Below are 18,851 nucleotides of genomic sequence, written 5' to 3' on the forward strand. Positions count from 1 at the left end.
GTGTGTCTGTTCCTTTCGGTGACCGGTTACAGGGCGCCTTTGGTGGACGGGGTGATACCCGCCATGCGCTCGTCCATTTCAATCGCCATGCGCAGTGCGCGGCCGAAGGCTTTGAACACGGTTTCGATCTGGTGATGGGTGTTCTTGCCCTTCAGGTTGTCGATGTGCAGGGTCACCATGGAGTGATTCACAAAGCCCTGGAAGAACTCTGCGAACAGGTCGACGTCAAACCCGCCCACGCTGGCGCGGGTGTAGGGTACGTCCATGAGCAAACCGGGGCGGCCGGACAGGTCGATGACCACGCGTGACAGGGCTTCATCCAGGGGCACATAGGCGTGGCCATAGCGGCGAATGCCTTTTTTGTCGCCCACGGCCTGTTTGAAGGCCTGGCCCAAAGTGATGCCGATGTCTTCCACGGTGTGGTGATCGTCGATGTGCAGGTCACCCTTGCAGGTAATGTCCAGATCCACCAGGCCGTGGCGGGCAATCTGGTCCATCATGTGTTCAAGGAACGGCACACCGGTGTCGAAATTGGCTTTGCCGGTGCCGTCGAGGTTGATCTCGACGGTAATCTGGGTTTCGAGGGTATTGCGTTCTACCCGAGCCTTGCGTTCGGCCATGGAGACTCCGTTGAAAACTGGCTTGTTACCGTAAACTTTGTTTGCGGATTATACCTGTTAACTCAACCGGAGTCCCGCAACCGGATCAATGACCCTGATAGCTCAGAACGCTTTTTTCAGGTTGGCCATGTAGGTGTCCACAAGGCTGTTGAACTCGTGTTTGATCACCGGGCTGATGGCCAGCTTGAGCAGGCTCGGCAGGGGAACGGTCAGCTCTGCGCTGGTCTGGAATTTCACTGCGGTGGCGTTGTCGCCTTTGGCAGTCAGGGTCCAGGAACCGCTGACAACCCCGTTGCCCTCGCCCTTGATGGGAGACCAGGTGATTTTGCCGGCGTCTTTGTCGGCGTGGTAGGTGCAGGCGTAAACCGACTGGATAGCGTGTTTGTCGACGCCTACTTTTTCCATTTCCCAGCGGTAGGCGTTATCGCCCAGGTCCACCAGTTTATCGACTTTCGGAAAGTGGCTGGCAGATTTGGGAACGTCTGCCAACAGATCGAAGACTTCATCATAGCTTGCCGGAATTTCCAGATCCCGGTTCAGCTCAATCGATACGGTAATGGCCACAGCCGACTCCTTCTTATGTTTATTTGTGCCTCGGGGCTGGCTGCCCCGGCGGATAAATTGGGGGTGTATTTTGAACCAAGACTACCGCATTGTCATATTCCTGCACTGTTAATTTGCTAACCCTGCGTTATCCTTTGCTTTATTCACGCAATAAAACGCCGGCCACCAGCCTGCCGACAGGAAAAGGAACCCAGCCATGAAAGTTATCCGCTATGCGATCTACGCCGTTATTGCGCTGCTGTTACTGGCAGTGGCCGCCGTCGCCATTGCGGTTGCGGTGATCAACCCCAACGATTACAAACCCCAGATTGAAGCGGCTGTTGAGAAGCAGACCAATCTGGACCTGATGCTGGAGGGCGACATTGGCTGGTCTTTCATCCCCCTGGGCCTGGAGCTGAATCAGGTTGAGGCCAACCTGGACGGCGAACGGTTTGTCGCGCTGGAGCAACTGATTGCCCAGATTGATTTCTGGTCTCTGATTGCCATGTCTCCGCAGGTAAACACCTTTCTGCTGAATGGCCTGGATGCACGCCTGGAAGTTAACGAACAGGGCGAAGGCAACTGGACCCGGATAATGCGGGAGAAGAGCGCCACCGCAGAGGCTGACACCGATGCTGCCGAACAACAACCCGCCCAGGAAACGGCCGAGCCTGAGCCACAATCCACCAGCGGTGAAGCCCTCAACTTTAATGTCGAGAACGTTGAAATCAGTAACGCCAGCGTTCACTACAACGATCTGAGCACCGGCCAGTCCGTTACGCTGGAAGACTTCACGGTAACCGCCAGTGATATCACCCTCGGTTCCGAATTCCCGCTGGATATCCGCTTCCGCGTTGAAACCAGCCAGCCACAGTTTGCGGTAGACGGCAGCATCAAGGCCCGCATCCAGGCAAACCAAGAGCTCAACGAATTTGCGGTATCTGGCCTAAACGCGGTATTTGATATGTCGGGCGAGCCGTTTGGTGGCGAATCGGTGACCGCAGAGCTGGCCGGTTCCCTGGCCGCCAATCTGGAAAACGAAACCGCTTCCCTGAGCGACTTCTCCGCCAGCCTGGCCAATCTTAGCCTCAACACCAATCTGAATGTAAAAGGCTTTGGCGACAAACCGGCTCTGGAAGGTCGCATTGAGATTTCCGAGTTTTCCCTGAAGGAGCTTCTCAACAATCTGGGACAACCCGCCATTGAAACCACGGATCCTGAAGTACTGAAAGCGATCGCGCTATCGACCAATCTCGGTGGCGAGCCCGGCGTTGTCGCGCTGTCTGACCTTGTCATTACCCTGGATGATACCCGCTTCAACGGTGGCGGCAGCTATAACCTCGCCACAGGTGGGCTGGTGTTCGACCTAGAGGGTGACAAGCTGAATGCTGATCGTTACCTGCCGCCCTCGGCCGAAGGCGATTCGCAAGGAGTAGGCAACGGGGACACACAGACCGACAGCAACACTCAAACAGCTGGGGCATCACAGCCTGAAACCGACCTGCTGCCACTGGAGACCCTGCGCACCCTGCTGCTGGACATTGATTTCGGCCTGGGCGAGCTGATTGTCAGCAACCTCACCATCAACGACATCGCCGCCAGCACTACCGCCAAAGATGGACTGCTGCAAGTGGACGAATTCAGCGGCAAGCTCTATTACGGCAGCTTTGGCGCCAACGCCACCATCGACGCCCGTACCGACAACCCGAAATGGCGCATCCGCTCGGACGTTACCAACGTACAGACGCTACCGTTGTTAACCGATCTGGCCGAGGTAGACATGCTCTCCGGCGGTGCCAATCTGAAAGTGGCCGTCGATACCACTGGCAACCGGATTTCTGCCCTGCGTGAAAACGCCAACGGCGAGATCAGCTTTAACCTGGCCGAAGGCGAGTTCCGCCAGATGAACCTGACCCGTATGGCCTGCCAGGGTATCGCCCTTGCCAACCAGGAATCCCTGACGACCACCGACTGGGGCACTACTACCCCGTTCAATGACATGCGGGGCACACTGAAAATCGACGGTAACACCCTGAACAACACCGACCTGGTCGCGGCGCTTGCGGGCATGCGCCTGGAGGGCAACGGCACCGTTGATCTTGAGCAAACCGACCTGGACTACGAACTCAGCCTGCGCATTGTTGGTGAAATTCACCGCGACGAAGCCTGCCGCGTGACCGAGTATGTGGAAAACGTGGTCATTCCCGTGGAATGCCGGGGCAACTTCGCCGAAGACCCGGCCGGCTTGTGTTCATTTGATGGCTCCCGCTTCCGGGACACCCTGAAAGACATTGCGGCCAACGCTGCCAAGGCAAAAGCCCGCGAAGAAGTGGACCGCGCCAAAGAAAAAGCAGAAGAGAAGGTGCAGGAAAAACTGAAAGAAAAGCTGGGCGAGGATGCCGGCGAGAAGGTGAAGGACGCCCTGAAGGGACTGTTCAACTGATGCCGGACCGTTTTGCCGACAAACTGCTTCGCTGGTACGACCAACACGGCAGGCACGACCTGCCGTGGCATCACAACCGCAACGCTTACCGGGTGTGGGTTTCAGAGATCATGCTCCAACAGACCCAGGTAACCACGGTGATTCCCTACTTTGAAGCCTTCATGGCCCGATTTCCCGATGTCCACGCCCTCGCCTCGGCGCCGGTCGATGATGTGCTCGGCCATTGGTCCGGCCTGGGCTATTACGCTCGGGCACGCAACCTGCACAAGGCCGCAAAACAGGTAGTGGATGAGTTCGGCGGCGAATTCCCGTCCGACCAGCAACAACTCGAAAGCCTCACAGGGATTGGCCGCTCTACCGCCGCCGCCATTGTCGCCCAGGCCTTTGAAAAACGCGCAACCATACTAGATGGCAACGTGAAACGTGTGCTGGCGCGCTACCACGCCGTGCCCGGATGGCCGGGACAGACTGCCGTGCTGAACCAGCTCTGGGTGCACGCGGAGAGCCACACGCCAGAAGCCCGAATCAAAGACTACACTCAGGCGATCATGGACCTGGGCGCCATGGTGTGTACCCGCAGCAAGCCCGGATGTGAGGCCTGCCCCGTGAAGGATGGCTGCCTGGCCTACGCCCGTGACGAGATCCGCCTGTACCCCGGCTCAAAGCCCAAGAAGGAAAAACCGGAAAAAACCACCTGGATGCTGATCCTGGAGGATGCCGAAGGCCGTATTCTGCTGGAACGCAGGCCACCCAGCGGCATCTGGGGCGGCCTGTGGAGCCTGCCCGAACTGGACCCGGCCTATGGCGCAGATGAACTGCAGGACGCCTGTGCCAGGGAGCTGGGGCTGAACTGCCACAACCCGGAACCCATCAGCGGTTTTCGCCACACCTTCAGCCATTATCATCTGCACATCCAACCGGTGCGCCTGCCCGTGGCCGGCAACACCCAGGTTCGCGATTCCGACCGCTTGCGCTGGCTGCACCGGGATGAAGCCCTCAGCCTGGGACTGCCTGCCCCGATCCGAACCCTGCTGACGGAACCCGAGCAAGCCACCCTGCTGTAACCAAGCCAAGGTGCCGGATGGTCTGTTATCATGCCGGCATACTGACCTCAGCACAGGAGCCGACATGAGCCGCACTGTATTCTGCCGCAAGTACCAGAAAGAACTGGAAGGCTTGGCCATGCCCCCGATGCCCGGCCCCAAAGGCCAGGATATCTACGAGAATGTATCCAAACTGGCCTGGGAAGAATGGCAGAATCAGCAGACCATGCTGATCAACGAAAAACACCTGAGCCTGATGGACGTGAACAACCGGAAATACCTGCAGGCGCAGATGGACCGGTTCTTCAACAACGAGCCGTTCGACCAGGCCGAAGGCTATGTACCGCCTGAAAAATAGGACGATTGATCAAGGCCTGAACAACCGGCAAAAACTTCCGAAAATTTTTGCCGGCCGGCCTTGACTCCCAACCCCTAAACCGGTTTAATAGCGCCCCGTTGCAGCACACAGCTCAACACGCCCGGATAGCTCAGTTGGTAGAGCAGGGGATTGAAAATCCCCGTGTCGGTGGTTCGATTCCGCCTCCGGGCACCATGAATTCAATGACTTAGCCCGCCTTGTGCGGGCTTTGTTGTTTTAGGTGTCAACGAAGTGTCAACGGGCATTTCACGAGTCCTCGGGGTCAGCCCCGCCAGAAAGAAGCCTCCAGTACTCAGCATCACACTCGTCGCGCTTTTCTATCCATCGTTCGCGCTTCTCTGCACTGTATTCACCCGTCATATGCTCTTCAAACGCATCATGAGTTTCTTCGCACATTTGCTGAAACGTCTTTTCTGCCATGGAATTTTCCTTCTTTTGTTGTATCCACAGTATTAGACGCTCAATTCATCGAGGAGTTTCAAAGTGGGGAAAATCTTGTCACTTCCGATAGATGGTCAGGCGAAAGGTGGGCATAACGCATAGTCAGCTTGATATCTGAATGCCCCAAGATCTTCTGCAGGGTAAGAATATCGCCCCCCTTCATTACAAAATGACTCGCAAAGGTATGACGGCAAACATGGGTTAGCTGACCGCGAGGTAGGTCAATCTTCGCTCGCTCGATCGCCTTCCGAAATGCCGCGCTGCAGCTGACGAATGGCACTTCTTCTATCAGTTCTTTGTAAAGCTTTTCCGAAAGCGGAACGCTCCGAGACTTGCCGGACTTGGTGTAGTTGTAGGTCACCCTGTATGGCGTGAAATTAGACCTGGTAACGCCCTCCGCTTCCGACCACCTGGCGCCGGTTGCTAAAGCCAAACGTGTAACGTGGTAAAGACTCGGATTCGACGATGCCTTGCACTCCTCCAGGAGGTGAGAGATTTGCTCCTGGGTCAAAAACGTTAGCTCATGCTCATCAAGCTTGAACTTGCGGAGATTCTTAAGCGGGTTTGGGTGATTCCATTCTCCCTGGCGGATCAGTTCATTGAACACCGCGCTTAAATAAGTGTGCTCATGATTGAGGGTGTTCTTCCCTACCCCGTCGTTCTCCATTCTGAGACGCCGATACATGGCAAATTCTGAAACCGTGAAGCTGGTAGCCCTGGGGTTTCGCAGTCGTTGCGCGATGTCATCAAGCTTTTTCTTCCGGCTTGCGCCATCTTTTAGTGTATGCCCGTGGGAGTCATACCATTGCTGGATTAGGGCTTTCAGGGTTCTCTTATCCGGACTCGGATTCCAGTCTTCACCCGATGCCAGGTTACTGAGTACCCAACGTTCAAAACGCAGCGCCTCTGATTTCGCATCAAAGGATTTCCGGACACGCTTTTGCCCTCTTCCACCTGGCTGGATGTCTACCTGCCATCGTCCCGATGGTAGCTTTTTGATCATGCTGCCACCTTGGTTAACAGTCGTCGTTTGGTGAGTCCGTCCTGGACGAGCTGGAATAGCTCGTTTTCGTAGATCTCCCGCCTTCGATAGTAGTTACACAAGTCTTCCCAGAGTCCGGACTTTTTGAGGCAATCCCAGGCTTGTCTGGCGTTGAATCGGTTGCGTGCATAGATGCTCAGGAGATTGCCAAAGGCGAGGGATACGTTCTTTTCGTTGCCGCAACCGGGTTCCTTTTTTGCGCGTTTGTAGAGCAGATCCGGGGCACTATAACCAAAGCCGATATCGTCCCGCAGCTTGGTCCAGATGGGGTGGCACCACTCGCGTTTGACCTCGTAGCGGTTGGATTTCAGGGCGTACTGCCACAGGCCAGTCAGGTGCGGTACCGCGTCCATATAGGTGTAGATAGCTTTCATGCCGCTGGTGCCTTGGGAGATCTCGTTGACGATGCGGTGATGGAAGCGGATTTCCAGTCGCCACACGGGTTTGTCAGGGTCATAGCAGGTGTCGGGGAAGGTCTCTTCGTTGACCGCGCATTCCCAGATGCTTTCCATGAAGGCGCGTTTGTCGCTGACGTCGATTTCCTTGGATTTGTCGTACAGGCACACCTGCAGGCTATTGGCTTTGCCAAAGGTGTAGGTTTCGCCTCGTCCGTTGATGGTGGCGCCGTCCAGGCCTTTGAATACCAGGTCACTGAGGCCGTTGTGGACGGTGATGGTTTTGGCCCTTGTCACGAAGTGTTGTGCGAAGTCCTGGGGCGGTTCCCAGCCCTGGAAGTCAACTGCCAGGTGTAATGCGATGCCAACAGGTCTGATGCCTTTCAGGAAGAACATGCCCCACTCGGCCAGTTCGTCGTGGATTTCCTGGCTGGAACGCTCGTACAGCCATCGGGGAGAGGTTTCGATTTTGACGTGTGTGCCCTGGGAGTCGGCTTCGGCGTAAAAGTTCTGAATCAGGATGGTGAGGCCGTATTCCCGGTTTTGCAGGATGTATTTGAAGCCACCGCGTCTACCGGACTGGACTTTGAAGTCTACGCCATTGAATTGGATGGTGGCGTCATAGCTTTCGTTGTAGGCATCCACGATCTGGGCCAGGGGTTCGGGTTTCAGTCGGCCTTCGAACAGTTGGCGGACAGTATCGACACCGGTCCACAGGACGTTGACGTTCTGCAGGTTCACTTGCTGACCTTCCGGGCCGATGAACAGATCCCCTTTTCCGATTTCCCCGGTTCGGATGTCCATGCGTTCAAAGTCTTTGATTTTCATCTGTGGCCTTCTGTGGTTGTCTGTGGTGGAAAATCAACTGGCGTTGTTTTCTATGAGACGTGTTACAGGGACGTCTCTGCCCGGCGCCGGCGGCGCGCTCGCTCCTCGCGCATCGTCGCTAGCGCGCCGCCGGCGCCGGTTCCTGGGCTTGTGTCATTAAGGGCGGGAAGACCGCCGGTTCTATCGTTGGCCTGGGGTCGGGTGGAAGCACTCGCAGGCGTTGGCAATACAAGTCCTGGACGCGCTCCCCTTCCCACCACAGCTGGCCGTGGCAATTTCGGATGTAGAGCACTTTGTAGCCGTAGCTGGCCAGATCCCGTTGGGTCAGCGCGAATTCGCCTTGTGGGTCTTTGCCCTGGAACAAATACAGGCGGTTGAAGCTGCCAGCGATGCGCAGTTCTACATCGGCAAATGGGTGCGGCAGGTTTTCTCGGCGGGGTGGGTCTACAGGACGCTGAGGCGTGCCACCAGGCGGATGGCCGCCCCCATCAGTACCATCAGGGTGAACGCCACCATCAGGCGGAACGCTCGTATCAGGCACCACTTCAGCGCCTTTCTGGCGGTTCGTTTCGCGCTCGACAATTTCGAACATCGCGTAGGTGAGATACGAGAAAGAGCAGACGATAATGACAGCGACCATACGGAGCTTTTTATCTTTAAGGATTGAATGGCCCCCAACCACCCCTTTGGCCTTGCCGGTTTTGGTCGACTGGTAGCATTGGAAGACGCGGAGGTCGACCTTGTATTCTTTTGGGACACCGATGCTATGGGAGGCAGCTTTTCCGCTGTTCTCTGGGTCATGTTCTAGTTCCCTCCAGCTGTTCTTTTTCCAGGGCACCAGGTGCCCCATTTGCCAGTGCCGGAACGCTTGCTGGGCACTCTGGCGGATTTCTTTGTGGATCTTTCCGATGTTCGGGGTACAGAGGAACAGATCCCAGTTGTAGTGACGGTGCATATCGAAGGCTAAGAGGACGTCCGCCGGTCGGTTGTCGCGTTGGGCGGCTTCTTTGCCGCCGGGGTAGTCCAGGTGTTCAATCTTGAAGTCCCGTCGTGCAGCGGGGTACACGGCCTGGGCTTCATCGAGGACGATCAACGCGCCGATCGGGGCCCAGTGGAACCATCGGGCGGCGTATTCGAGGGCGTCCCGGGTTTCGGTTTCGAGGTTGATGATTCTCGATTCCGGGCCGCAGGTGACGCCGAAGGCTTCTTCCACCCGTTCGATGGAGTCCAGGCCCCGGATGTTGGTGACGACGCAGCGGCCATCGGGATAGTCGCTGTCTTCACCGGTCAGGGCAGGAATCACGTAGCGCTGGACGACGCCGGCGGATTTGTAGGAGCCGGGCGGGCCGTGGTGGATGTTGATGGTCATTTCAGCACTCCCATGACGTAGCGGGTCAGGTGGGCGTTGAGGATGATGTTCAGGGCTTCGGGGATGCGGAAGAAGGTCACCGCGCCCATCACTTCGGAGTCGATGGCGCCCCAATACTGGTTGATGGTGCCGGAGATGTTGAGCTGGTTAAGCACTTCCTGGGCGACCTGCCAGGAGAAGCCGACAAAGTAGATTTTGGCTTTGGTCACCCAGATGACGTACCAGGCGGAGAGTTTGACCAGAGCGTCGTCCAGGAAGGCGGGGATGCTTTCGAAGAAGGCCCAGATTGAATCAAAAAAGGTGGCGATGAATTCCATCAGTCTTTGGCTCCCATGATGATGCCCAGGGCGACGAAGGCGGCGGCGAAGACGATGACGGAGCCCACGATGGAGAGGGCGTTGGCCCATTTCGAGAGTCCCGCGTTCACTTCCACGCCCCAGACGGTGAAGGTGTGATCCTGTAAGGTGCCCTGGCCGGTGAATGACCCGAAGGAGGCCGCCATTTCGGCGCGGATGTTGGCGATGAGGTTTTCGTATTCGCCCTGGATGGCGTTGAGTTCTTCCAGGCCGTCGCCGATCTTGAGGTCGATGGGGTCACCGCTCCAGTTGATGGGGGTTTCTTGTTCGCCATCGCCCCCATCGCCACTGCCATTACCTCCACCACCACCGCCCCCTCCGGGGATGTTGCCGATGGCGTCGGTGATGGCTTTGGTGCCGTCTTTAATCTGTTTGCCGATGCCTTTGAGGGTTTCGTTGATGTTGTCGGTGTTGGTGTTGCCCCGGCCCAGCAGTTTTTTGATGTCCTGGAGCTGGCCGGTGATGCCGGTGATGTCGCCCTGGCCGTCGCCGTCACTGTCGCCGTTGTTGGGGTCGTTGGGGCCGCCGGGCTGGTCGTTGTCGCCGGGTTTTCTGAGCGGCAGGCAGGCGAAGCCGCCCCATTGATCTCGTTTGAGAACATCGGTTCCGGAGCATTGCGGCGGGTTGTAGGCGTTGGGGAAGCAGGATTCTACGGTGGTGCCGTTTTTCTCGACGACGCCCCAGGTGTAGCCATCACCGAGGGCTTTGCAGTTGTTTTGTGGATCACCGCAGATCAGGACGGCTTCACCCCCGTAGCCGGCGACGCCTTTGAAGTCGGGATGGTCGGGGCCGCACTCTGGCTGGTCGGGGTCTTCTTCCACCTGGTCGATGCAGTAGCCGTCGGCGCCGATGCCCTGGCATTCGGGGACGCAATACGCGCCCTGTTCGGTTTGTACTTCGTACAGGCCTTCTAACTGGCATTCACCGGGTTCGCGGTTTCTCATGCATTGGGCGGGGGCGGTGACGGATGAACCGCTTTCGGGGTCGTAGGCGCCGGTGGCAGGGATGTAGCCATCGGCACACATGCCACACTGTGCGCCATCTGGGACGCCGCCCTCGTGGGTTTGATGCGCGCAGGGCTCTAGCGGGGTGGCAACGACACGGGCACCACCGCGCCAGACCCAATAAGTGACGCCACGATCAACAAAACGGACTTCTTTGGGGTCGCTGAATTGTTGAATGGTGCAGTTCATTTCTGGATAAGCTGCCTCGCACTGAGGAATACGATCTTGAGCCTGTTCCGCGATTTGAGAACCAGGTGTATCACCGCAACCGGCTGCGGAGTTACAGTTTTTACTGCCTGTCTTTGACCAGTGGACAATCTGGCCTTCCTGGAGCGGCGGAAAGCCGGCGTGGGCTTTGTCAACCAAGCCGATGATGAGCAGGCCGAATAGCAGGAGGCTGAGCCAGATGTGGATGTTTTGTTTCATGGCGCACCAATGTAAAAGGGCCGGAATCCGGCCCTTACACAGTCCGGTAGCCGGACACGAAACAGCCTGTCCAGAGACAGGCTATTAGGATGCTCGTCAGCATTACCGACGAATCAGGGACACAACGATGCCCAGGCCCATCACCAGGGCTGCGATGCCGATGACGGCAGCCGCGGCGGCGCTGGTGTTGGTGGTGGCATCGCCTTGGGCGGCGGTGATTTCGGAGGTGTAGTCTGCGGCGTGTACCACTGCTGCGGTGCCGAAGGCTGCCACCATGGTGCCCACTTGTGCGGCGCGTTTGCCGAAGCGGGAGCGGGCCATGGCCCAGGTGCGACCGTTGTTTTGCTTTTCCATTTCGATGACTTCGTTCATTTTGTGTACCTCAGGTTTTTCGCATGATTTGAACGGCTCTTCCGATTCCGACTCCGGTCACGAAGAGAGCCAGGGCTACCCCTGACACCAGGCCGATGATGCCGGGATCTGGTGCCAGGTATTCCTGGAACAGGACACCAATGTCCTGATAAGGAATGCTTTGTAAGGTGCCGGTGCATTGGATGCCCTGGGCGCCTTGTATCCATTGGCCATCACAGGTGATGACGTTCATGACCGATTCCCTTGCGGGTCTGCCGCGTCGATGTTGGTGATGGTGTCGGCGAGGTCTTCGGGGGTGTGTCCACCCCCGTGGTTCTCGCTAGCCAGGATCACCAGGCCGAGCAGCAGGAGCAGGAGAATCAGGCCGGGGTTCATGGGTTAGCCTTTACGCCGCCGGTTTTTTGGTGACGTCCTGGGGGCGTAGCTCCAGGGCCTTGAAGGTGACCTTTCCGCCCTGCCCGGCTTTCATCTGGGCTTTGACGGTGAACATCGCTGGCAGGCGGTCGGCGTGGTTGCGCAGTTGGTCGATGTGCTTGTAGTCGCAGGCGATTTTCATCACTTCGTTGCCGACGCGGTTTTCGTCATTGGCTTCAGCGGGTGCATACGCCCACAGGGAGCCGCCTTTGTTGCCGTCGATGTCGTAGCGGGTGGCGCCGATGACCATCAGGTTCAGGTGGTTTTCCATGGTGTTTGTCCTCTGGGTTTTGGTTGGTGTTGCTGTTTCTTTGGTTGCGTTATCCGGCTGGGCCGGGGTTTTAACTTCGGTTACTGACGTTTCAGGTCTGGCTAGGGAAAGGTCAGTTGAATCTGGTTTGCGACCCCTTCGGGGCGGGCTCTACTCGCTGCGCTCCTGGTCACTAAGGTGCCCACCCTTACGGGTGACGATCCCTGTCGCCTGCCGCACTCCGTTTGCCGCCTTTGCTCATGGCTCGGAATCAAGGGGCGGGCGTCCTCCCCCGGCATCCTCACCACTCCTTCTGCGCACTGTGGGCCACTCACTGACCGCCACAAGGCCAGGGGGCCTTTGGCCCTGGCGCTGCGCGCCAGCCTTGCAGCGCTCACTGAGCACCCCCCTTTTCGTGCGCGAGTGGTGACGATGACGGGGGCGGACTCGAGGGCTTTTCAGGGTGTTTGGCCTGATGGCCAAAGTTCGGGCAGCCGGCCTCTAGCCAGGCGCGCAGGACGGAACCTCCGAGGGTCCAGAGGTCGGTGCCGCGCTGGATGGCTTCCTGCTGCAATTGCAGGTAGATGGAGGACGGGGCGCACACGTAGAAACGGCGCTCTTTGTCTTCTACCTGGTCTTTTCTCGGCGGTATGTGGGTCATGGTTGGGTCTCCGTGACGTTGGGTAAGTCCAGTTGGCCGCAGTCCCAGGCGTCCCTCAGTTGGATGAGGCGATCAAACGCCGGGCTGTGGTAGCCGCTGGCTTCCAGTTCCTGGATCAGGGCGTCGGTGAAGCCGGCTTTGCAGCGGGCCATGTAGTCGCACGGGTAGTCGGTGCGCACTTCCTGCGGGTGGCTGAGCCGTTGCAGGAGGTTGGATAAAAGGCCTTCCAGGGTGGCTGGGGTGAGTGCAGAGGACGGGCGCGGGCCCTGGAAGGCAAAACTGGCGGCTTTGATGGCCGGTGACAGGGTCATGCCGTGCCCTGGCTTCGGGTATCGGGTCTTGATCATTGGATGCTGGCCTCCATGCGGACGGTGTGCATGAACGGGCTGATCGACCGGGACTGCGCGTAGGTGATGAAGGCGGATTCGGCCAGCTTGGCGTAGGCACAGAGCACGTTATCCAGCTGTTCGAACGCAGCCATCATGCCCTGGATCTTGATCAGGCATTCGAAGGCGGTGTCCCGGTGGCCGTTGTCCAGCAGCTGGATGGCGACGTTGAACAGGGTTCGGATCTGGTGCTTTTTGAGTTCGCGGATGGCCGGTGTCATGCGTCGACCTCCATGTCTTCCAGGTATTCCCTGGGAAACTCGGGATGGTCGATGTTGCCGAGTTCCAGCCAGATCGGGTTGAAGTACTGGAGGCTGTTGTCCAGGAACTGCTGGAACACTTCTTCTTCGGTGGCATCCATGGGCACGACCATCGGGAGTCCGTAGCGCCAGCCACGGGGCACTGACACGAAGTATTCGATTTCCTGATTGCGAAAGTCGCGGCAGCCGGTGTGGTGGAATTGCAGGTACACGCGGTTGTGTATCCGGGCAAAGGCACCCGGGGCGGCAACGCTGGCGAACAGGTCGAGGGTTTGGGCAGCCGTGTTCATGCGGCAGCCCTCAGTGCGTTGCAGGCCTGCCCTACTGCCCAGGCGTTAAAGTCGCGGGTGTCGTCCTGGAGCATGAATTCGCCCCAGACGATGCTCAGGCGGATGCCGTACCAGTAGAGGTCGGAGTCGATGCCCATATAAGAGGCAGCGATGTCTGAGACCTGGCTGGCGCGGTAGGCGGCCAGTTCGTAGTCGCCAGTGCTCCAGGCTTCGCAGGCTTGCTGGAAGCGCAGACGCATGTTGGTTTTCTTCTGGTTGCGAACGTCCGGAGTCATTGCCAGTCCTCCTGATCCAGTGCGCGCTGCGACAGGGCGGCGATGTTCACCATCCGGACGCGGCCAATCTTGAGTGACGGCAGGTGGCCCTTTTCGATCTGGCCCCTTACCTGCCCTTCCGTGAGCCCGGTGAGCTGGGCGTAACGCTCCTGGCTCATCACCGGCGTGGCTATCAGAATGATCTGTTTTTGCTCGTCCACTGTTTTGCACTCTGCTACACTAATTTGCACATAAAGCTTTAGAAGCTCTGACAAGCTGTATACATTTTTGTGTACACACAAAAAATACTATACTCACTTTTGAATACAGTCAATGGATCTTGCAAAGAAAATTCGTCTAATACGCGAAGCGGAGACTTCCGGAAGGCAGGAATTCTGTGACTTAATAGGCGTGAATAAAGGGACCCTTACAAGAATTGAGCAGACTGGCCAGATTCCAAAGGGGGATCTACTCGAAAAGGTCTGTCAAACATGGCCGAAGTACACACTATGGCTAATGACCGGCTCTACTGATCCTGAGTGCGGTCAAGTAGATCCAGCGCTGGAAATTCAAAGAAGAGAAAACTGCCTGAAAATAGGATAGGTTACCGCTTAGCCGGACGAATGATTCGAGCTTGGTATGGAAACCAAAGAGGGGAACTACAAGAAAAAAAGGGGAGGCCGTCTTAAGAGTGATGACGGTTTCAGGCAGATCATCACAAAACTCGTATAAACGCGTAAATGCGTGCTTATGCACTAAGCAGTACAATGCAGGCTAAAGAGCTCACACCAAGGAATCATCATGGGACCAACAGGTTTATCCTTTAAAAATCCCCCGCTGAAAGAGGTGTCGTTTTCACTTCAATTCCAGGCGGTTCCTGGATTTCATACCGGACTAGTTGGCGTAGCTTGGTCTTTTTTTCGTCGATTCTATCCAATCGTTGAAGAACGTGATGAGCTTGGTCACGAGCTAGAAGTTTTCGGGGTAATGAACAACAACCGGGCTCCACAGTTTAAACTAATGAATCGACCTGCGTGCCCAAGACTGTTGTGCCTTACAGAAAACAAAGCTTTTGCGATTCAAATTCAAAAGGACAGATTTGCGTTCAACTGGATACACCAAGAAGGTGAAGAGTATCCTAGATTTGAAAAATTAAAGGCTTTATTTGAAGAAGAGGTGAGTCGTTTTCTTACATTCGCAAAAGAAAACAACTTAGGTGAGATCAAAATAGATCAGCTAGAACTTACATATGTAAATTGGATACCAAAAGAAGAAAGATATTTATGCGACATCATCCATGACATACCAGGGGAAGAACGCCATCCTTCGAATATCGAATTCGAACAGTTGGCATTTAACTTAACCCACGTAATAAAAGATGAGTCCGGGAAAAAGATAGGTCGACTATACACCAACCTTAATTACCCGAACGAATATAAAGGTGAATCTAAAAATATACTCTTACGATATACTGCGAGAGTTCACCCAAAAAGAGAGAATGCCATCGAAGTTCTTAGTGATTTCACATTGTTGAGAAACACAATTAATAGTAGCTTCGAAGCAATGACCAAAAGCGATATGCACACTGAATGGAAAAGGGAACAGTAGTATGGGACGGTTAGACACCACGCTCAGCTTAGACTTCCTGAAATTCAACACACGAACAGATGAGTCATCTTCAGACTTTGAATCTGAGATAGACCCTCAAATAGAGCTCTTGATCAAAAAGGTGGAAAAACTGCACTCCCTTAATGATGGCTGGATGGGGTATGCATCCGCAGCTCCATCAGCAGGGGCCCTAACAGGGGCAGCCTTTTTCATTACTTGCATGTTACGCCCAGACCTGCCAAGCCCGGACATATTCCCGTGCCCAAACGGAAATATTCAACTTGAGTGGAGCTGTTTCGATATTGACTTTGAAGTCGAAATCGAATCAATAACCCAGTATTACACTGCATTTGAAGACCTTGCGTCAGGTGAAAGTTGGGAAAAAGCTTTAACATACGACTTGTCGGAAGTGCGAGCTGTCCTCCTCAAGTTGGTCGAAAGAAAATCAGCCACTGAAGATAGGCCTACTTTGGTCCATGGCTGATTGGAAAGATGATGACACCATCAAGGACGATGAGGGACTCTTAAGAAGAGTCCCTAATTGGCCTAACATGGTGAAATTCGATGAAAATAAAAACGAATACCGCCCTTCAAGCGCCTGCTTCAGTGACAAGTCAGACGGTGTGGAGCTTTCGGTCACCCTAGAAACTCCACTGCTGGAAAATGGAAGTGATCACCAAAGTGCGACAAAAACGAAAGGGTTCGGTCTCGCAAGAGTAAAGGCAGGCATTGCCCGAGAAATAACAGAGCCTAAACAATGCATTATGCGTGAGCCTACAGACGATGATCCCTATCACGGAATAATTGCGGGAAAGAAAAGTAAAAGAGCGAAACAAAAACTAGCACGATCAGCAGAATTAGTTATAGCACCAAGCATTCAAGCTCCTGAGCAGCAGTAATAACCCCCTTCCTGCAAGACCATAATCTTTTAGCTCCACGCAACAGAGCAGAACAATTACAATGATCGCGATAGTAGAAATAGCAGTAGAGTTCTTGAAATCAATTCCAGGCGAAATATGGGGAGCAACCATAGCACTTAGCGGAGTTTGGATTGCATCCAAGAACTCAAACAAACAACTAAAAGAACGCTTAACTGCAGAATCCCATGAGTCAGATACTCAAAGAAAATCTGAACTGAGAAGAGAAGTGTACCTAGAGGGTGCCCAATCTTTAACAAAGTTAACTTCATACTTAGCAACACTCCCAGACCAATACCCGTATGAAGAGGATGCATTTAATAATCCTGTAAACGAGTTCCTAGGTATTGCATCAAAAATTCAGTTGATTGGAGAACCAAAGACATCCCACCTTGTAGCATCCGTAGCAACAAAGTATGGAACCGTTTATCTCCAAGCGTTACAACATCTTATGCCACTCCAAGAAATCATCCGCGAAAAAGATCTAGCCGAAGGCGCTCTTGAAGCCGTAGGAGACGCCATAGAAAAAACTATGGCCCAAATGGATGCTTTAACCAGGTCAGGCCAAACTAGCTATTCAGTTTTTGAACCGCTCTCAAACGATCTTGACACTCTCTTTCAGAGAAGTGGAGAAATTAAAGATCAAATATTAAGCCTTGGCTCAAAAAAAATTGAAAAACAACAGGTTTACATGAAATGGCTTCTAACAAAACTTAAAGAAATATCAGATATAACAATAGAATTATCAGTTTCGCTTCGAAGCGAATTAAACGTCGAAACCAATGTAAATGAATTCAGAGCAGCTTACAAAGAAAATCAATTAGCAATCGAAAACGAACTAGAAAACCTTACGACACTTATAAGCTCTGAATTGAACAAAGAAGAAAACGGCCAACAGCTATAAACTATTCCACTAAATCGTACAAATAGATGAGTTGGACAGACCTCTCCCTGTAGTCACACCACTCTGCAGGTGTCGCGCTTGCCTGGCATCCCTGCCGGCGGTGAGCCACGGTCTTCCTGACCAATCGGCTCACTGCCAGTGTACATTTACACGTTGTTACGTTTAGGCGTTTTGTCTTTATCCGGCGTGAGACTTTTCCTACATTACCCTTTCTGTGATGCCGCTTAATCCGGTTCGATTCGTTCTGCCTGGCCGGTTTGCTCCAGGGTGGCGGGTGATTTTATGGGCTCTACCAAGAGCGGTTGCCGGATACGGGTTTTGAGTAAATCCTGGAATGGGTCTGTGTTGGTCAGGCTTGGGTCCAGCCACATGTCGAAGTCTTCCCGGTTGAGCATTAGCGGTATGCTTTTCGGGTGGATGTGGCTGAACCTGGGGTGTGGTGGCAGGGTGATGATGGTGAACGACGGTACCACTTCTTCCTGGAAGTCCCACAGCTCATACAGGCCGGCAAAGGCTATGGCGCTGTCGGCCGGGTGGATGTTGTAGCACTGTTTGTGGCCTTTCTCGCCTGTCCATTCATGGAAGCCGCTGGCCGGGATGATGGCCCGCTGGCTGTGAAAGCGTTTCTTCCAGAGTGGGCTGGTGCCCAGGCTGCCCGATCGGGCGTTGAAGGTGCTGTACTTTGGCGAGGGGCGGTAGCCGGTGCCGTCTGGTTTGCGTTCTATGAGCAGTGACCAGATAGCGTCCTGCAGGGTGCGGCCCTGGTGGGTTTCGTAGACGATCTGGGCTTTGGCTCCGGGGGCGATGTTAACGCGGGGCTCTATCCGGAGCGGGATGCCGAGTTCGTCCAGGAGGCCCTGGACTAAGGGGTCGTCGGATACGTTGAATCGGCCGCACATGTGACTTCCGCTCAGAAAGGTTTACTAGGTCTTCCAGAGCATAATCCGAATCACGATGCGCGGTCGAATTAGTCTCTCAAGAATAATCAGCCGGATTCACGCACATTTGGCTGAAATACTTGTATTTGGTGATCACAACAACAGACCTCCGTGTATTGCAGCCGTCCACCAGCTGCAGGCGTGCACTCTATTGATTCCAGTTTGTTACCGCATAACCCTCCGTCGGCTAATCGATACCGGCAGAACTGGAGTTTCGCATCTGGATTACGACCACCTCCCCTAGCAGCGTCTTCCCTGTTTTGCTGATGATGACGTTCAGTTTGCGTATAACGCAACAATGCAATCAATCCGCCCACCAAGAGCCCACCAGAAACAGGGTCTACAAAGGATCTCAGCGGGGAACGCGTATATTGCTGACTGTGAGTGGTATGAATATCGAAAGAATCGTCGTCTTCGGTCATCCTCGCCAATTCTGTCGAAACAAACTCTTCAAGCTCTTCGTATGTTGGCAACTCATCATCAAACCTGGTCAATACGGAGTCCAAGAGCTGAAGAGCCAAGTCTTTTCTGTCACTCGGCATTTCAATAGTGAGCATTTCACTACCCCCTGAATCAGTGACTTCGCTCGCCAATATACCCGTCAAGCCCACCTCTGCGCCAACAAGAGGCGATAACTGGGTGAGATTCTGACTTTGAGGTCAGGAAGCAAAGAGCGGGAGCAACCGATGGTCCGATATTGGTTGATAA

General features: G+C 54.9%; 27 protein-coding genes and 1 tRNA gene. 8 read left to right on the forward strand and 20 right to left on the reverse strand.

Annotation, left to right across the window (positions count from 1 at the left end):
- Window positions 1-26: 26 nt before the first annotated feature.
- Entirely contained in the window at window positions 27-620 is a 594-nt protein-coding gene (gene hisB, locus JIF53_RS11335) for an imidazoleglycerol-phosphate dehydratase HisB (protein WP_011786615.1), read from the reverse strand.
- A 102-nt stretch (window positions 621-722) separates the two neighbouring features.
- Entirely contained in the window at window positions 723-1,184 is a 462-nt protein-coding gene (locus tag JIF53_RS11340; RefSeq protein WP_153741716.1) for an SRPBCC family protein, read from the reverse strand.
- Window positions 1,185-1,380: 196 nt separating this feature from the next.
- On the opposite strand from JIF53_RS11340, the gene JIF53_RS11345 reads away from it, so the two are divergent.
- The 4 genes from JIF53_RS11345 (at window position 1,381) to JIF53_RS11360 (ending at window position 5,202) form a co-directional block, all read left to right on the forward strand.
- Entirely contained in the window at window positions 1,381-3,606 is a 2,226-nt protein-coding gene (locus JIF53_RS11345; RefSeq protein WP_153741717.1) for an AsmA family protein, read from the forward strand.
- Window positions 3,606-4,670, forward strand: coding sequence for an A/G-specific adenine glycosylase (gene mutY / locus JIF53_RS11350; RefSeq protein ID WP_199452504.1), 1,065 nt, complete (start codon window positions 3,606-3,608; stop codon window positions 4,668-4,670). Before JIF53_RS11345 ends, mutY begins: the two co-directional genes overlap by 1 nt.
- 64 nt (window positions 4,671-4,734) lie before the next feature.
- Window positions 4,735-5,007 (forward strand): oxidative damage protection protein, encoded by a 273-nt coding sequence (locus JIF53_RS11355; protein WP_153741719.1) that lies wholly within the window; start codon window positions 4,735-4,737, stop codon window positions 5,005-5,007.
- A 119-nt stretch (window positions 5,008-5,126) separates the two neighbouring features.
- Window positions 5,127-5,202: transfer RNA gene (locus tag JIF53_RS11360), tRNA-Phe, on the forward strand.
- A 72-nt stretch (window positions 5,203-5,274) separates the two neighbouring features.
- On the opposite strand, the gene JIF53_RS11365 is transcribed toward JIF53_RS11360, so the two are convergent.
- From JIF53_RS11365 to JIF53_RS11440, 16 genes are all read right to left on the reverse strand, one after another.
- Entirely contained in the window at window positions 5,275-5,448 is a 174-nt protein-coding gene (locus JIF53_RS11365; protein WP_189383332.1) for a hypothetical protein, read from the reverse strand.
- Between the two features lie 58 nt (window positions 5,449-5,506).
- Window positions 5,507-6,472, reverse strand: a complete 966-nt coding sequence (locus tag JIF53_RS11370; protein ID WP_141066994.1) for a tyrosine-type recombinase/integrase — start codon at window positions 6,470-6,472, stop codon at window positions 5,507-5,509.
- Complete coding sequence (locus JIF53_RS11375) at window positions 6,469-7,734, reverse strand: hypothetical protein (protein ID WP_141066993.1); 1,266 nt, start codon at window positions 7,732-7,734, stop codon at window positions 6,469-6,471. Before JIF53_RS11375 ends, JIF53_RS11370 begins: the two co-directional genes overlap by 4 nt.
- Before the next feature lie 118 nt (window positions 7,735-7,852).
- Window positions 7,853-9,103, reverse strand: a complete 1,251-nt coding sequence (locus tag JIF53_RS11380; protein ID WP_199452505.1) for a zonular occludens toxin family protein — start codon at window positions 9,101-9,103, stop codon at window positions 7,853-7,855.
- The gene (locus JIF53_RS11385; RefSeq protein ID WP_199452506.1) at window positions 9,100-9,420 is read right to left on the reverse strand and encodes a DUF2523 family protein; all 321 of its coding nucleotides are present in this window, start codon (window positions 9,418-9,420) and stop codon (window positions 9,100-9,102) included. The genes JIF53_RS11380 and JIF53_RS11385 overlap by 4 nt, the downstream gene beginning before the upstream one ends.
- Window positions 9,420-10,889: a hypothetical protein gene (locus JIF53_RS11390; RefSeq protein WP_199452507.1), complete on the reverse strand. Its 1,470-nt coding sequence runs from the start codon at window positions 10,887-10,889 to the stop codon at window positions 9,420-9,422. Before JIF53_RS11390 ends, JIF53_RS11385 begins: the two co-directional genes overlap by 1 nt.
- A gap of 102 nt (window positions 10,890-10,991) precedes the next feature.
- Window positions 10,992-11,261 carry a hypothetical protein gene (locus tag JIF53_RS11395; RefSeq protein ID WP_199452508.1) on the reverse strand — a complete coding sequence of 90 codons (270 nt, stop codon included), beginning with the start codon at window positions 11,259-11,261 and terminating at the stop codon, window positions 10,992-10,994.
- Window positions 11,262-11,271: 10 nt separating this feature from the next.
- A complete protein-coding gene (locus JIF53_RS11400; RefSeq protein WP_121207620.1) occupies window positions 11,272-11,493 on the reverse strand; it encodes a hypothetical protein in 222 nt (73 codons plus the stop codon).
- Complete coding sequence (locus tag JIF53_RS11405; RefSeq protein WP_189383357.1) at window positions 11,490-11,636, reverse strand: hypothetical protein; 147 nt, start codon at window positions 11,634-11,636, stop codon at window positions 11,490-11,492. Before JIF53_RS11405 ends, JIF53_RS11400 begins: the two co-directional genes overlap by 4 nt.
- Window positions 11,637-11,646: 10 nt before the next feature.
- On the reverse strand, window positions 11,647-11,946 hold the full coding sequence (locus JIF53_RS11410; protein ID WP_199452509.1) for a hypothetical protein: 300 nt from the start codon (window positions 11,944-11,946) through the stop codon (window positions 11,647-11,649).
- Window positions 11,947-12,319: 373 nt separating this feature from the next.
- A complete protein-coding gene (locus tag JIF53_RS11415) occupies window positions 12,320-12,586 on the reverse strand; it encodes a hypothetical protein (protein WP_141067507.1) in 267 nt (88 codons plus the stop codon).
- Window positions 12,583-12,933: a hypothetical protein gene (locus tag JIF53_RS11420; RefSeq protein ID WP_199452510.1), complete on the reverse strand. Its 351-nt coding sequence runs from the start codon at window positions 12,931-12,933 to the stop codon at window positions 12,583-12,585. Before JIF53_RS11420 ends, JIF53_RS11415 begins: the two co-directional genes overlap by 4 nt.
- Entirely contained in the window at window positions 12,930-13,193 is a 264-nt protein-coding gene (locus JIF53_RS11425) for a hypothetical protein (RefSeq protein WP_106693804.1), read from the reverse strand. The genes JIF53_RS11420 and JIF53_RS11425 overlap by 4 nt, the downstream gene beginning before the upstream one ends.
- Window positions 13,190-13,522 (reverse strand): hypothetical protein, encoded by a 333-nt coding sequence (locus JIF53_RS11430; protein WP_199452511.1) that lies wholly within the window; start codon window positions 13,520-13,522, stop codon window positions 13,190-13,192. The genes JIF53_RS11425 and JIF53_RS11430 overlap by 4 nt, the downstream gene beginning before the upstream one ends.
- On the reverse strand, window positions 13,519-13,797 hold the full coding sequence (locus JIF53_RS11435; protein WP_199452512.1) for a hypothetical protein: 279 nt from the start codon (window positions 13,795-13,797) through the stop codon (window positions 13,519-13,521). The genes JIF53_RS11430 and JIF53_RS11435 overlap by 4 nt, the downstream gene beginning before the upstream one ends.
- Window positions 13,794-13,997, reverse strand: coding sequence for a hypothetical protein (locus JIF53_RS11440; RefSeq protein WP_014420425.1), 204 nt, complete (start codon window positions 13,995-13,997; stop codon window positions 13,794-13,796). The genes JIF53_RS11435 and JIF53_RS11440 overlap by 4 nt, the downstream gene beginning before the upstream one ends.
- Before the next feature lie 580 nt (window positions 13,998-14,577).
- On the opposite strand from JIF53_RS11440, the gene JIF53_RS11445 reads away from it, so the two are divergent.
- From JIF53_RS11445 to JIF53_RS11460, 4 genes are all read left to right on the forward strand, one after another.
- Window positions 14,578-15,384, forward strand: coding sequence for a TIGR04255 family protein (locus JIF53_RS11445; protein ID WP_199452513.1), 807 nt, complete (start codon window positions 14,578-14,580; stop codon window positions 15,382-15,384).
- A 1-nt stretch (window position 15,385) separates the two neighbouring features.
- Complete coding sequence (locus tag JIF53_RS11450; protein ID WP_199452514.1) at window positions 15,386-15,868, forward strand: hypothetical protein; 483 nt, start codon at window positions 15,386-15,388, stop codon at window positions 15,866-15,868.
- Window positions 15,861-16,283: a hypothetical protein gene (locus JIF53_RS11455; protein WP_199452515.1), complete on the forward strand. Its 423-nt coding sequence runs from the start codon at window positions 15,861-15,863 to the stop codon at window positions 16,281-16,283. Before JIF53_RS11450 ends, JIF53_RS11455 begins: the two co-directional genes overlap by 8 nt.
- A gap of 61 nt (window positions 16,284-16,344) precedes the next feature.
- The gene (locus tag JIF53_RS11460; protein WP_199452516.1) at window positions 16,345-17,205 is read left to right on the forward strand and encodes a hypothetical protein; all 861 of its coding nucleotides are present in this window, start codon (window positions 16,345-16,347) and stop codon (window positions 17,203-17,205) included.
- 224 nt (window positions 17,206-17,429) lie between these two features.
- On the opposite strand, the gene JIF53_RS11465 is transcribed toward JIF53_RS11460, so the two are convergent.
- Both JIF53_RS11465 and JIF53_RS11470 read right to left on the reverse strand, forming a co-directional pair.
- Window positions 17,430-18,104, reverse strand: coding sequence for an SOS response-associated peptidase (locus tag JIF53_RS11465; RefSeq protein ID WP_199452517.1), 675 nt, complete (start codon window positions 18,102-18,104; stop codon window positions 17,430-17,432).
- 86 nt (window positions 18,105-18,190) lie between these two features.
- Window positions 18,191-18,700 carry a hypothetical protein gene (locus JIF53_RS11470; RefSeq protein ID WP_199452518.1) on the reverse strand — a complete coding sequence of 170 codons (510 nt, stop codon included), beginning with the start codon at window positions 18,698-18,700 and terminating at the stop codon, window positions 18,191-18,193.
- Window positions 18,701-18,851 lie beyond the last annotated feature (151 nt).

The sequence above is a fragment of the Marinobacter sp. bablab_jr008 genome (assembly GCF_016464145.1).
Classification (GTDB): Bacteria; Pseudomonadota; Gammaproteobacteria; order Pseudomonadales; family Oleiphilaceae; genus Marinobacter; species Marinobacter nauticus.